Below are 13,332 nucleotides of genomic sequence, written 5' to 3' on the forward strand. Positions count from 1 at the left end.
AGTAAGGTTTTTTGTTATTTTTATTTTTCAAGACTTAAAAAGTCAATGCTAACAAAATGAAGAAATATTATTTCTGTGATTGATATAAAATTATAAAGAGTAATTTGATATTATTTTATAACATCTCCCTGAAAGATTTAAATTTTATTGAAAGTTAAACCTATTTTTAATAGAATATATATTAAATTCAGGTAATGCATATAATATATATTGTTAAAGTTGTATATGTAATTAATTGTGATGCCTTTGTGAGTACGGGATTTTCTAGATGATTCTTCCGAAAAAGTTTATCGTTTTAGTTATTTGTTTTTATGGCATTTTTTGTTTTATGCCAAATTTTATTTACGCTACAACTCTTATAGAGATTATAAAAAATCGTAAAGAGAATACTAAAGATTCTATATTGTTAAGTAGAAGGTCTAAGGTTGTAGAAAGAAATGTTGAATCAACAGAAAAAATTAGCTCAAGGCATGTTAGTAAAAAAAATAAAAGACGAATAAAAGAATCAACAGATATAATAACCTCGTATCGTTATTATGTGTATAAGCCTGATATTCAGAGGATTGTAAATATTCCTTTGGTTGTCGATCCTATTATTGCTGATGTTGCCAATGTTGTTACAAAGGAAGTTAATAAAGGGTCTGTTATTGATATTTCTGCTGCTATTGTTGTTTCTCACAATCTATTAAATTCAGCTATGGCATCTGTTAGTATTAAAGCGCCTGTTGATATCGCCGAAGCATTAGAGAGTTATTACGGTAAAGGTGATTTTTTGATTTGGGTATCCTTGGAAGGAATTATTAATCAAAAAGCATTTGAAGCAATAGATTTTCTTTCAAAGGTTAATAATATAGGTCTTGAGCCTGCTGATTATTTTGTCAAGGTTCCTGATCTTAAGAATATCGATGCTAAAGAGCGTGCGCATGCTTTAATGCGATTTGAATTACTGCTTTCAGCTAAGGTTCTTGCCTATGTTCAAGATAATCAACGTGGACGTGTTGATCCAAATCGAATTTCAGGGTATTATGATTTTACGCGTAAAAAAGTAGATATTTCATCATTTTTGAAATTGGCAAGTAGTACGCATGATATTTCAAAATATCTTGTAAGTTTTACACCGTCTAATACGCATTTTAATATTCTTCAAGCTGAATTAGAACATTTATTGAAATTGCAAAAGTTTAAAAAGGATTATGAATCCTCTATTTTAGCTCTTGATGGTAGTGTTATCAAACCTGGAATGAGCAGTTCGCAATTGCCTCATGTTATTCAGGCAGTTGAATTACAGTTATCAAAAAATGTTAGAGATCAGTATGCGAATTTCTTTTCTCATTATAAAGAGAATTTTGTCTATGATGGTGATGCAATAAATATCATTAAATCTTTTCAGAAAGATAATGAATTAAGACCAGATGGTATTATTAATCATACGATAATAAAAGCGATTATATCTGATAAGAAACTTAAAGAAAAAATTTCGAAATTAATTGTTTCTTTGGAACAAGAGCGGTGGCTTCCTGCAGATCTTGGTTCGCGTTATGTTTTTATTAATCAACCTGCTTTTATGGCGTATTATATTGATAATCGCCAAGAAAAACTCTCTATGCCAGTTGTTGTTGGTTCTAAGAATCATCAAACCAATTTTTTTAATAGTCAAATTCAGATTATAGAGTTGAATCCTTATTGGGGAGTCCCTCAATCAATTATAATAAATGAAATGTTACCTCGACTTCGTTCTGATCCGTCGTATCTTGATCGTATGGGATATCAGGTTGAGTTGAAAGGAAAGCGGATATCGTCTTCTTCAGTTAACTGGTATGGTTCGACAAGCAACATAGCAGTTCGTCAACCACCTTCTGCTTTTAATGCTCTCGGTGAATTAAAAATTCTCTTTCCAAATCGACATGCTATTTATATGCATGCAACGCCACAGGTAAATCTCTTTAAGAGATCTATGCGGGCTTTAAGCCATGGCTGTATTCGTTTATCTGATCCACGAGCGATGGCTGCTGCCATATTGGGATATAAAATTGAGGATCTTAATAATGAGATTAAAGCCAGCAAAGGGAAAAACAAAGTTTTGTCTGTTTCAGAGAAAATACCAGTTTATATTTCTTACTTTACTGCTTGGCCTAATAAACAAGGTGTTATTGAGTATTTTCAAGATATTTATGAAAGAGATGATTATGTTAATAAAGCCTTTGATAAGATAACAAAATCACGGATAGATATATGAAATATACATTTTTTCTTATTATGATTATCTAATCCATCTCAGGTGTGGTTGTTATGCTTTTAAGGTTAAGTCGTTTTTCTTTTAGAAGTAATTCTATCTCAGTATTCTTACCAGCTTCTACTAAAAATTCTCGCTGATAAATTTTATCCTTGTTGTGTGCGATTGCAACATATTCACCTTCAGCAAGAACTATTGAGGGGAATGCGCTGACACTTTCAGCAACAGTATCACCACTTGAGTTTATTATTGACCAGGCTGTATCAGCAATTGCCTCTCCACCTTTTTCTGAAACAAGTTTAAATGTTATTTTTGCTGCTCGATTTTCAATACTGACATCAATTAATTTACCAGCTTCTACTTTAATATGGCTATTGACCTCTGCATTATAATTTCCATATTGACAAATAATTTGATAGATACCTGCATTCAAGCGGATTATCGTACCTGCTTTTAGTTTCTCCATAATAAGGTATGGCTTTTTATTGAGAGTTGGTTCTAGAGAATAAATAGAAAATGTTAGTTGATTGTCTATAATTTCTTTATTATTTTTAGATACTCCATGTAGACGCAATCCTCCAGATTTAAGAATAAAAATCTGTTTTTCAATATTTCCGGTCATTGGAATATGCACTTTTTTAGTTATGCCAGAACGACCAAAAGAAGCATTAATAAAATAATTTCCTGGAATGAGTTTAAAGGTAGTATGACCTCCTTCAGCAGTCGCTATTAAAGATAATTTTCCTTCTGTATTCAGAATAGAACTGAAGACATGCCAGAATACTTTTCTTTTGATTGGTTTACCATTAGCTGTTAAGCGTGCTTCTAGAACGACTTCTCGTAAAATATTAGAAGATTTAGGATCTGCCTTTTGTTCAGAAGCTGTAGGTCGGGATGTTTTAGGAGAAACATAAAGATTGTTCAAGGAATTAATTTGTTCTTTGGAATAAGCTTGATATACATTCATGTATTGCATGTAAATAATGATAATACTAATGAGATATAAAAGTTTTTTCATATGGATATTAATTAATATAGTATCAGATGAACTATTGGAAATTGGTTTTTATTAAAAACTGGAAAAATAGGATTTTTGAGTTTTCCTTTTTTAACAGGATAAGAGATAAAGAGAAAGATCATACTCAAGTAGATTTCTTTTTTGGTATTGCAAGCAAAGGTGATTGAGGAGCAATAACTCCATCAAAACCATATAGATATTTTTGATTATAACATGAATCTGTTCCATGTATGTCAGGAGTCATAAGAAAAGCAGAAACATGAGAGCTTTTTGCGATCAATAATATTATTTCTAGATTTGTTTGATTACTATGGAGTTTTGTATTTGGCATGAAAGCTAAAGCACAGAAACGTTGAGATTTTTCAGGAAAACTGGCAGCATTTAATAAAGCTTTTGACTCTTCGAAGACAGCAATAATTTTTGTAATACCCTGAATTTTTCCTAAAGAGACTTCAGCTACAGTAAGAAAAACATCAATTTTTTCTAAATCTTTTCCTGAAACGACTGCCACAAAAACTCCATCTACGTCTAAGTCAACTGCCACATCAAGTGTATGCTCATTTATAAATAAGAATATTTTTTTTCCTGCATCACGTAACTTTTGAATAGCTTTCTTTAGGAAAGAATGCTGATTGGCATTGAGAAGTACATTACTGACCTGGCTACTACAAAGTAAGTCGATAGTGGTATCGTTTTTTTTTGTTAGCCAGAAGATATCACCAAAAATTTTTATTTTTTTGTTCATATTGCATCAACCATTAACTTTTAAATATTAACCTTTATTTTTAATTTAATGATAATAGCATATGATTTGCTTTGGAGTTTGGCATGAGTGTAAAAACCTTTATACAATGGGCAAAAAAAGCCAAAATAAAAGAACGAGTTTGGTTTGCTCATGCTTTAGGAGAAGTCTGGAGAGAAGAGAAGTTTAAAAAAAGGGATAGGGATGAGTTGCTTTTAATAATGATGCATCTTTTAGATGATCCTGTTCCTGCTGTAAGATTAGCTTTTGTAAAGCAAATATCCCATTCTTATAAAGTTCCACGACATGTTATTTTAGAATTGAGTGAAGATCAATCAGAGATTGCTGGAAATGTAATTTTATACTCTCCTGTTCTTACAGATAGTGATCTAGTGGATATTGTTGGACGCGGTAGCAATGTGGCAAGATTGTTTGTTGCTTCACGGCAAAATTTATCTCATGTCGTATCGGCAGCTTTAGCTGAAGTTGGTTGCGAAATTGATATCATTGCTTTACTTGAAAATCAATCTGCAAAATTTTCTCGCACTTCTTTAATGCGGATAACTGAACGTTTTAACAGTTGTGTTAAAATACGCTGTTTATTAATATTTCGTCAAGATTTGCCACCAGGAGCGCGTTATTTATTGATGCGCAGTGTTAGCAAATCTTTATTAGAATGTCATTTAGTAAATGAAGTTATTGGTTCTCGTCGTGCAAGTTATATCGTAGCAGACAGTAATGATACAGGAACACTTGAAATTATAGCAAGAACAGATTTCTCTAGCCTTCCTACTCTTGTGCATGATTTGCGTCGGAATGGACAATTAACACCAGCCTTTCTTATGAGGGCATTGACAATGGGAAAGATTGATTTTATCGCAGCAGTGCTTGAAGATCTGATGGAAAATAATAAAAATCGAGTACGTTCTATTCTTGTTTCTGGGGGTATTCATGCTGTGCGTGCTCTTTATGAGGCTGTCGGTCTTGGTAGAGAAATAAGCGGAATTTTTGTTGAGGCAACAATACTTTGGCGTGAAATTGCGTCGTATGCTGTTATAGTGGAGCCAGGAATAGTTGCTGAAAAACTACTACAACGATTAAAGGGTAAGGTAGATTTAAATTCTCCTGCTGCGGAGTTGTTAGATATGATCGAAAAATTATATATTAACGAGAATAGACGACTTGTTCGTGCTATCACTTCAGGAAATGCTCTGGTAGCAGCTTAAAGTATATAGATATTTTTTCTTTTTAATCAGAGGTTCGTGTATTTTCTTTTGATGAGATTAAATTGGCTTCTTTAATAAATTCTCGCCATATAGCAACCAATAAAGCCATGAGAACAGGGCCAATAAATAAGCCAAGTAATCCCATAGTTCTAACACCACCGATCAGACTAAAAAAAGTAGGAAGAAAAGGTAATTTAATCGGACCTCCTACTAGAAAAGGTCTTAAGGTCTTATCAACAATAAATAACTCAATCGTTCCCCAGCTAAATAATAATAGAGCATTAAGAACATGGCCACTCAAGGCCAGATAAAGTGATACAAGTGTAAAAGAAATAGGTGCTCCTCCTGGAACCATTGCCATAATTGCTGTCAGAATTCCAAGAGTTGTGTGAGAAGGAACACCTGCCATCCAATATGCAATGCCAAGCACAATCCCTTCGCCGATGGCGATCGCTGTCATGCCTAAAAATGTTGCTTTAATTGTTGCAGGTATAATTCTTGAAAGTCTTTGCCATTGGGAAGGAAGAATACATTTTCCTAGAATATCGAATTGATTTATCATAGTATCGCCATCACGATATATAAAAAATAAAGCGATGAACGTAAAAATTATTCCTAGAAACATTTCAAACGCATTATATGTAAGATTAATGCTAAAATTATAAATGTTTTGAATGTTTCCTTTATAAAAAATAGCAAAAATTTCTTCTAATCCTCCAGGTTTTGTTAAGTGATTGCTCCATTGTGTATTCAGCCAGGAACCAATAACTGGAAGGGATGAAAACCATTCTGGAGTAGGGAGACCCTTGCTATTGGCTTCAATCATTAAGGGTATTAATTGCTGTAACTCGATCACCGTATGGAATATCATAAAACTTATTGGAATAATAAGGATGATAAAAATCAGAGAGAGAGAAATTACAGAAGAAATGTTAGAACAACCTCCAGTTTTTATCACAATACGTTTATGTAATGGCCAGCTTGCAATGCCGATAACAAGAGCTGTGAGGATTGGTACAAAAAACCCTTGAAAAAAGTAAACGGCGCCTAAGACTATAAGAATAATAATCCATCGAGCTATAACAAGCGGGCGTAAAATAGCTTCTTTAAAAGATGGGATTGCTCCAATCCACCGTGGCTTGTCCTGCGTTTCAAAACTATGAGAATTTTTATTTTCTAGAGAACTCAAATAACATGACCTTTATTTTTTATATTATATAATAAGAACAATATTAAAAAATACCATGGCTTGTTGATATTATTTAAAGGTGATTATCATGTATCCTTAATTATATATCCAGGCTTTCAGCAAAGGCAGCTCTTTCTTGGATGAATCGAAAGCGAGCATCAGGCTTTATTCCCATAAGCTGGTTAATAGAAACTTGTTCTTCTTGTAAAGCATTTTCATTAATCTCTACACGTAAAAGAGTTCGTTTTTGCGGATCCATCGTTGTTTCTTTCAGTTGAGTTGGAAGCATCTCTCCTAGTCCTTTAAACCGACTGATTTCAATTTTTGCTTTTCCTGTAAAATAATTTTTCATAAGTTCTATCCTGTGTTCATCATCACGAGCATAAACAGATTTTAAGCCTTGTGTAATTTTATATAATGGAGGAACAGCTAAGAAAAGATGTCCTTTTTTTATCAGATCATAGATTTCTTGATAGAAGAAAGTCAGTAATAGAGCTGTAATATGAGCTCCGTCAACATCAGCATCCGTCATGATGATAACACGTTCATAACGCAAATCCTGATCGCGATATCTGGATCTTGTACCGCACCCTAAAGCCTGAACAAGATCAAGCAACTGTTGATTGGAAGAAAGTTTTTCTGCTCCAGCACTGGCTACGTTCAAAATTTTTCCTCGTAGTGGAAGAATGGCTTGATTGGTACGATTTCTTGCTTGTTTTGCAGATCCGCCTGCTGAATCTCCTTCGACAATAAAAATTTCTGCGCCTTTTGCAATGTTTTGCGAACAATCCGCTAATTTTCCTGGCAACCGCAGTTTACGTACTGCTGTTTTACGATTTATTTCTTTTTCTTTTTTTCGTCTCATACGTTCTTCAGAACGTTCAATAATCCAATCCAATAATTTTGCTGATTCAACAGGGTTGCCAGCCATATAGTGATCAAAGGGATCTCGGAGTGCATTTTCTACTATACGATGAGCTTCTGTGCTGGATAACTTATCCTTGGTTTGTCCTGCAAATTCTGGTTCACGTATGAAGATAGATAGTATACCAACAGCTGAAAGCATCACATCTTCTGTGGTAACAGCATTGGCTCGTTTGTTCTGTGTTAATTCAGCATAGTTTTTAATGCCTTTGGTCAGAGCAATGCGGAGTCCGGCTTCGTGCGTACCTCCTTCATGTGTAGGAATGGTATTACAGTAGGATAATAGGGTATCTTCTTCTTCACACCAAGCTATAGCCCATTCAACAGTTCCATGGCCTTTCTTTTCCGATTTCCCTGAAAAAATTTCACTGGTGACAAGACTGCGGTTCTCAATTTTTTTTTCCAAATACTCTTTTAATCCGCCAGGAAAATGAAAGATGGCTTTTTCAGGAATCTTCGCTTCTTGTGCTAAAAATTCATCGCAGTACCAACGTATTTCTGCGCCGCCAAAAAGATAAGCTTTTGACTGAGCTATCTTAAAGAGCTTGCTTGCATCAAATCTGGCGTCTTCACCAAAAATTTGTGAATCAGGAAGAAATTTGATACTTGTTCCCTGTTTTTTCTGAACCTTTCCAAGGTGTTCAAGTAATCCAAGCGGTATACCACGAGAAAATTTTTGTTCATAGAGTTGATGGTTTCTTACAACTTTAACTTGCATATTGCTTGAAAGAGCATTTACAACTGAAATACCTACTCCATGGAGTCCGCCTGATGTTTCATAAGCAGTTCCTCCGAATTTTCCACCGGCATGCAGTTTGGTCATAATGATTTCGAGTGTTGATTTTTCTGGGAACTGTGGATGATTTTCTACCGGAATACCACGTCCATTATCAGTCACAGTAAGAAATCCATTTCTTTCCAGTATTATTTCAATGATATTTGCATGACTGGCTACGGCTTCATCCATTGAATTATCAATCACTTCTGAAAAAAGATGATGTAAAGCTTTCTCGTCTGTACCTCCAATGTACATCCCTGGACGCAAGCGTACAGGTTCCAGTCCTTCTAAAATACGAATTGATGAAGCATCATAATTAGTAGGGGAATCAGATGATGTATCAATTGTAGCATTTATCTCTGATGTTTGCTCTGTATTAGAGCTTAGAGAAAGGATTGTCTGATGTGTTTCTTCTGTTAGAAAAAGATCGTTTCTATTATTAATCAGATCATTAAGGTTATGAGGTCTATTTTTTCTCATATTAACTATGTATTCGCGCTTGCGGTAAATCTATATTTAATGTCAATAACTTGATATTAGTATATCAAAAAATCTCTAAGAGAATACCAGTAATTTTAAATTATCTGAAAAGCAAGCTTAACTGTTATTAATAACAAGACATCTGATTATTTTTTATTGTCGTTATAACGATAAAGATATAATAAATTGGCTTGAAAGATACTCAAAAAAGTTATTGTAGCCAAGCCTTGTAAATTATGCATAGGATTGGTACGGTTGCTAATTATAGGGTATTTGTATAAAATCGTTAACATAAATGAGTGTTGTCTTGAACATAGAGATCATTGAAACGGGAGGCATTGAATGACTCCAAATATTTTTCCGCTTATCGTCGGTAATTGGAAAATGAATGGCCTTCGTGCTTCTCTTGAGCATGTAAAAGTAGTTGTTGATGCTCTATCACTTTTTGATAAGTTCGTTGATGTTGTGATATGTCCACCGGCAACATTAGTGTATTTGGCAGCACAGCTTTGTAAAGGTTCTTCGTTGTTGATAGGAGGACAAGATTGTCATAAAAACGAGTTTGGAGCGCATACAGGTGATATTTCAGCAAAAATGTTAGTTGATTGTGGAGCTGATTTTGTCATTATTGGTCATTCCGAGCGTCGATTTCATTATCAAGAAACAGATGATATCATCTGTTCAAAGATTAAAACAGTTTGTTTTTCAGGGCTTAAGCCTATATTATGTATAGGTGAGTCAGCAGATGAATATTCTTGTGGAAAAACCTATCAGGTGTTGCAGAGACAGTTAGAGTACAGCCTCCCTGATGATATTGAAGCTGCAGATCTTGTTGTAGCTTATGAGCCAATTTGGGCAATTGGTACAGGTTGTGTTCCTTCTCTTGATAATCTTGAAGAGGTACATACTTTTATACGGAGTATTTTGGTTAGTCGTTTTTCAGATATAGGACAGAAGATTCGGATACTGTATGGTGGTTCAGTAAATGCTAATAATTCTTCACAGTTTATATCAGTTAATAATCTGGATGGTCTTCTTGTCGGTGGTGCTAGTTTAAAGTCAAGTAGTTTTTTAGATATTATTAAGAGTTTTAGGGATTTTTCCCCTAATTAGGGTATTTTTTAATAAATCTCTTGTTTTGTTAAAGAATAGTCTTTGCCAAGTTAAAATATTTTTTGTGGAACATGTTGTAATGCAAATATTTGTGATTATCGTTCATTTTGTAGTAGTTATTGCATTGGTTGGTGTTGTTTTGATACAGCGTTCAGAGGGTGGTATTTTGGGAATGGGTGATGGTTCACGATTTCTTTCTCCTCGAGGTGCTGTTGATGCATTGACACGTATTACAGCTATTCTTGCAGGTCTTTTTTTTATAACCTCTATTGTTCTTGGAATTTTGTTGCGTTACGATTATGATGCTAAAGATATTATAAATCGAATTCCAAAAAATTCTGAGAAAAATTCTGGTATACTCGATTCATTATCTCCTCCTAATTCTTCTCATTCTCCTGGAAAAGAAGGAAAGGCAGTTTCTCCATTACAAAACAGTTCAGATATACCTGTTAATCCGTAAGGAAAGCATTTTTGCTTTGGTGTTTGAGTGGTGATTGGATTTTTAATTTATGGTATCTTTGATAATAGAAATTTGAGTTTGTGAATGTCTTCTCCCATAGTCAGGTATATTTTTATTACTGGTGGTGTAGCGTCTTCTCTTGGTAAAGGCGTAGCAGCTGCTACTTTAGCTGCATTGTTGCAATCTCGTGGTTATAAGGTGAGGATACGTAAACTAGATCCTTATCTTAATATTGATGCTGGGACGATGAGTCCAATCCAGCATGGCGAAGTTTTTGTTACGGACGATGGTGCAGAAGCTGATTTAGATCTTGGGCATTATGAACGTTTTACAGGTATTTCGGCAACCAGTGCAGATAATATTACAACTGGTCGTATATATAAAAATATTCTTGATAAAGAGCGTCGGGGTGATTATCTTGGGGCGACTGTTCAAGTTATTCCGCATGTAACAAATGAGATAAAAGATTTTATTATAAGCAATAATAATGACGTTGATTTTGTTATCTGTGAAATAGGTGGAACTGTTGGTGATATTGAAGCTATGCCTTTTATAGAAGCTATTCGTCAGCTTGGTAATGATTTACCACGTAGCGCTTCTGTGTACGTTCATTTAACGCTTATGCCATATATTTCATCTTCAGGGGAATTAAAAACAAAACCTACTCAATATTCCGTTAAAGAATTGCAAGCATTGGGTGTCCATCCTGATATTTTATTAGTTCGAGTTGATCGTACGATTCCTGAAACAGAACGGCGCAAAATTTCTTTATTTTGTAGTGTACCCCTTTCAGCAGTAATTCAAGCTCTTGATGTTAATGATATTTATTATTTGCCTCTTGCTTATTATAATCAAGGTTTTGATAGTGAGGTTTTATCTTGTTTTGGTATTAATCAGCCTCAAGAGGCTAATCTTGATGCGTGGAAAAATGTTTGTCAGCGTATTCGTTCTCCAATAAATGAGGTGACTGTTGCTGTTGTCGGGAAATATAATTCTCTTAAGGATTCTTACAAATCACTTGTAGAAGCGTTACGTCATGGTGGTATCAGTAATCAGGTGAATGTAAAATTATTGTGGTTTGAAGCAGAAATTTTTGAAACAGAAGATCCTTCGCATCATTTGCATAATGTTCATGCTATTCTTGTTCCAGGTGGCTTCGGTAAGCGGGCTTCCGAAGGAAAAATTAATGTTACAAGGTTTGCTCGTGAACAACATATTCCTTATTTTGGGATTTGTTTTGGTATGCAGATGGCTGTTTTAGAAGCAGCTCGTAATATTGCTGGTATAAAAAATGCTTCTTCTACTGAATTTGGTGAAACTTCTGAACCTGTTATTGCGCTTATTGATGAGTGGATGAAAGGAAAAGAAATTGAGAGGCGCTCTCCTATGAGTGATCTTGGGGCAACAATGCGCTTAGGAGCTTATAGTGCTCTTCTAAAAGAAGGATCATTGGTTTCTAAAATTTATAATTCTACTATGATTACAGAACGGCATCGTCATCGCTATGAGGTTAATATCAATTATAAAAAAATCTTAGAAAATTCTGGATTAATTTTTTCAGGAATTTCAACAGATAATATTCTTCTTGAGGTCATAGAATATGCTGATCATCCTTGGTTTATAGGTGTCCAGTATCATCCTGAGTTAAAAAGTCGTCCTTTGGACCCACATCCTTTATTTAAAAGCTTTATTGCCGCTGCAGTTTTGTTCAAGGATCAGTTATTATAATATAAAGTTAGTTTTTAAGATATTTTTAATTATAAAAGGGGGGCTTACTGTGGGTTTAATTAATGTTAACCAGAATATAATTTTTGATAAAATCTAAAAAACATATAGCAATTAAAACTCTAAGAATTGTTAATTCTTAAAAAGAGTGTTTCACATTCTTTTTTTATAAAAACACTATTATAAAATAATAAACTTATGTACTCATGAGAGCTTAATGAAAAGCTTTTTTAAGGTTTTCATCAATTTTTTCAAGAAATGCTATTGTTGATAGCCATTTTTGTGCGGGTCCAACTAGCAAAGCTAGGTCCTTTGTCATGAAACCATTTTCAATAGTTGCAACACATACATGCTCAAGTATTTCGGTAAAGCGCTTCAAATCGTCATTTTTATCAAGTTTAGCACGATGAGCCAATCCTCGTGTCCAAGCAAAAATAGACGCTACCGAATTTGTAGAAGTTTCTTGTCCTTGCTGGTGTTGACGATAATGTCTTGTTACAGTTCCATGTGCTGCTTCTGCTTCGACAGTTATTCCATCGGCAGTCATAAGCACTGATGTCATTAGGCCAAGAGAGCCAAAACCTTGTGCTATGATATCTGATTGTACATCGCCATCATAATTTTTACAGGCCCAAACATATCCACCAGACCACTTGAGAGCACAGGCAACCATATCATCAATAAGTCGATGTTCATAAGTCAGTCCAAGTTTTTCAAACTCTTTTCTGAATTCAGTTTCAAAAATTTCTTCGAAAATTTCTTTAAAACGACCGTCGTAAGCTTTAAGAATGGTATTTTTACTTGAAAAATAAAGTGGAAACTTTCGCATCAGGGAATATTGCATTGAGGCACGAGCGAATTCACGAATAGAATCATCTAAATTGTACATGGTCATTACAATACCACTTTCAGGAGCATCAAAAACTTCTTTTTCAATAATTTGTCCATCATCGCTAACAAACTTTGTGAAAAGTTTTCCTTTCCCTGAAAACTTAAAATCAGTTGCACGATATTGATCGCCAAAAGCATGACGACCAATAATAATTGGTTTTGACCAACCTTGAACAAGACGAGGAATGTTATTGCAAATTATAGGTTCACGGAAAATTACGCCACCAAGGATATTACGAATAGTACCATTTGGGGATTTCCACATCTTTTTAAGATTAAATTCCTTAACTCGTTCTTCATCAGGTGTAATGGTTGCGCATTTAATGCCAACACCACATTTTTTTATTGCATTTGCTGAATCAATTGTTACTTGATCATCTGTTTTATCACGATTTTGTATTGATAAATCATAATACTCAATTTTGAGATCAAGATATGGAAGTATAAGCTTTTCTTGAATAAACCTCCATAAAATACGTGTCATCTCATCCCCATCAATACTCACGACAGGATTATCAACTTTAATCTTTTTCATTAAACAGACCACCTCACC

Annotated in this window: 10 protein-coding genes; 5 read left to right on the forward strand and 5 right to left on the reverse strand. The window is 34.3% G+C overall.

Annotated features, from left to right (window positions below):
* The first annotated feature begins 328 nt into the window (after positions 1-328).
* Positions 329-2,236: a L,D-transpeptidase family protein gene (locus B488_RS02210; protein ID WP_172792738.1), complete on the forward strand. Its 1,908-nt coding sequence runs from the start codon at positions 329-331 to the stop codon at positions 2,234-2,236.
* 28 nt (positions 2,237-2,264) lie between these two features.
* Here B488_RS02210 and B488_RS02215 read toward each other — a convergent pair whose 3' ends face one another.
* Complete coding sequence (locus B488_RS02215) at positions 2,265-3,200, reverse strand: hypothetical protein (RefSeq protein ID WP_015272874.1); 936 nt, start codon at positions 3,198-3,200, stop codon at positions 2,265-2,267.
* 175 nt (positions 3,201-3,375) lie between these two features.
* A complete protein-coding gene (locus B488_RS02220; RefSeq protein WP_015272876.1) occupies positions 3,376-3,996 on the reverse strand; it encodes a hypothetical protein in 621 nt (206 codons plus the stop codon).
* Between the two features lie 83 nt (positions 3,997-4,079).
* Here B488_RS02220 and B488_RS02225 point away from each other — a divergent pair, with 83 nt between their 5' ends.
* Positions 4,080-5,219 (forward strand): DUF2336 domain-containing protein, encoded by a 1,140-nt coding sequence (locus B488_RS02225; protein WP_015272877.1) that lies wholly within the window; start codon positions 4,080-4,082, stop codon positions 5,217-5,219.
* Between the two features lie 22 nt (positions 5,220-5,241).
* Here the strand turns inward: B488_RS02225 and B488_RS02230 are convergent, their stop codons facing one another.
* A complete protein-coding gene (locus B488_RS02230; protein WP_015272878.1) occupies positions 5,242-6,408 on the reverse strand; it encodes an AI-2E family transporter in 1,167 nt (388 codons plus the stop codon).
* A 100-nt stretch (positions 6,409-6,508) separates the two neighbouring features.
* A complete protein-coding gene (gene parE / locus B488_RS02235; protein WP_015272879.1) occupies positions 6,509-8,590 on the reverse strand; it encodes a DNA topoisomerase IV subunit B in 2,082 nt (693 codons plus the stop codon).
* Between the two features lie 342 nt (positions 8,591-8,932).
* Between parE and tpiA the strand changes: the two genes are divergently transcribed.
* From tpiA to B488_RS02250, 3 genes are all read left to right on the forward strand, one after another.
* Positions 8,933-9,703, forward strand: coding sequence for a triose-phosphate isomerase (gene tpiA, locus B488_RS02240; protein ID WP_015272880.1), 771 nt, complete (start codon positions 8,933-8,935; stop codon positions 9,701-9,703).
* Positions 9,704-9,782: 79 nt separating this feature from the next.
* Positions 9,783-10,163: a preprotein translocase subunit SecG gene (secG, locus tag B488_RS02245; protein ID WP_015272881.1), complete on the forward strand. Its 381-nt coding sequence runs from the start codon at positions 9,783-9,785 to the stop codon at positions 10,161-10,163.
* Between the two features lie 96 nt (positions 10,164-10,259).
* Positions 10,260-11,891: a CTP synthase gene (locus tag B488_RS02250; protein ID WP_041771023.1), complete on the forward strand. Its 1,632-nt coding sequence runs from the start codon at positions 10,260-10,262 to the stop codon at positions 11,889-11,891.
* Between the two features lie 211 nt (positions 11,892-12,102).
* On the opposite strand, the gene B488_RS02255 is transcribed toward B488_RS02250, so the two are convergent.
* On the reverse strand, positions 12,103-13,314 hold the full coding sequence (locus B488_RS02255; protein WP_015272883.1) for an NADP-dependent isocitrate dehydrogenase: 1,212 nt from the start codon (positions 13,312-13,314) through the stop codon (positions 12,103-12,105).
* Positions 13,315-13,332: the final 18 nt, after the last annotated feature.

It is taken from the genome of Liberibacter crescens BT-1, from assembly GCF_000325745.1.
Taxonomy (GTDB): Bacteria; Pseudomonadota; Alphaproteobacteria; order Rhizobiales; family Rhizobiaceae; genus Liberibacter; species Liberibacter crescens.

Excerpts from the sequence above, each read along its gene's own strand:
- B488_RS02215 (WP_015272874.1), bottom strand. The coding sequence starts at position 3,200 with ATGAATGTATATCAAGCTTATTCCAAAGAACAAATTAATTCCTTGAAC.
- B488_RS02255 (WP_015272883.1), bottom strand. The coding sequence starts at position 13,314 with ATGAAAAAGATTAAAGTTGATAATCCTGTCGTGAGTATTGATGGGGAT.
- B488_RS02225 (WP_015272877.1), top strand. The coding sequence starts at position 4,080 with ATGAGTGTAAAAACCTTTATACAATGGGCAAAAAAAGCCAAAATAAAA.
- tpiA (WP_015272880.1), top strand. The coding sequence starts at position 8,933 with ATGACTCCAAATATTTTTCCGCTTATCGTCGGTAATTGGAAAATGAAT.
- secG (WP_015272881.1), top strand. The coding sequence starts at position 9,783 with ATGCAAATATTTGTGATTATCGTTCATTTTGTAGTAGTTATTGCATTG.
- parE (WP_015272879.1), bottom strand. The coding sequence starts at position 8,590 with ATGAGAAAAAATAGACCTCATAACCTTAATGATCTGATTAATAATAGA.
- B488_RS02210 (WP_172792738.1), top strand. The coding sequence starts at position 329 with ATGCCAAATTTTATTTACGCTACAACTCTTATAGAGATTATAAAAAAT.
- B488_RS02220 (WP_015272876.1), bottom strand. The coding sequence starts at position 3,996 with ATGAACAAAAAAATAAAAATTTTTGGTGATATCTTCTGGCTAACAAAA.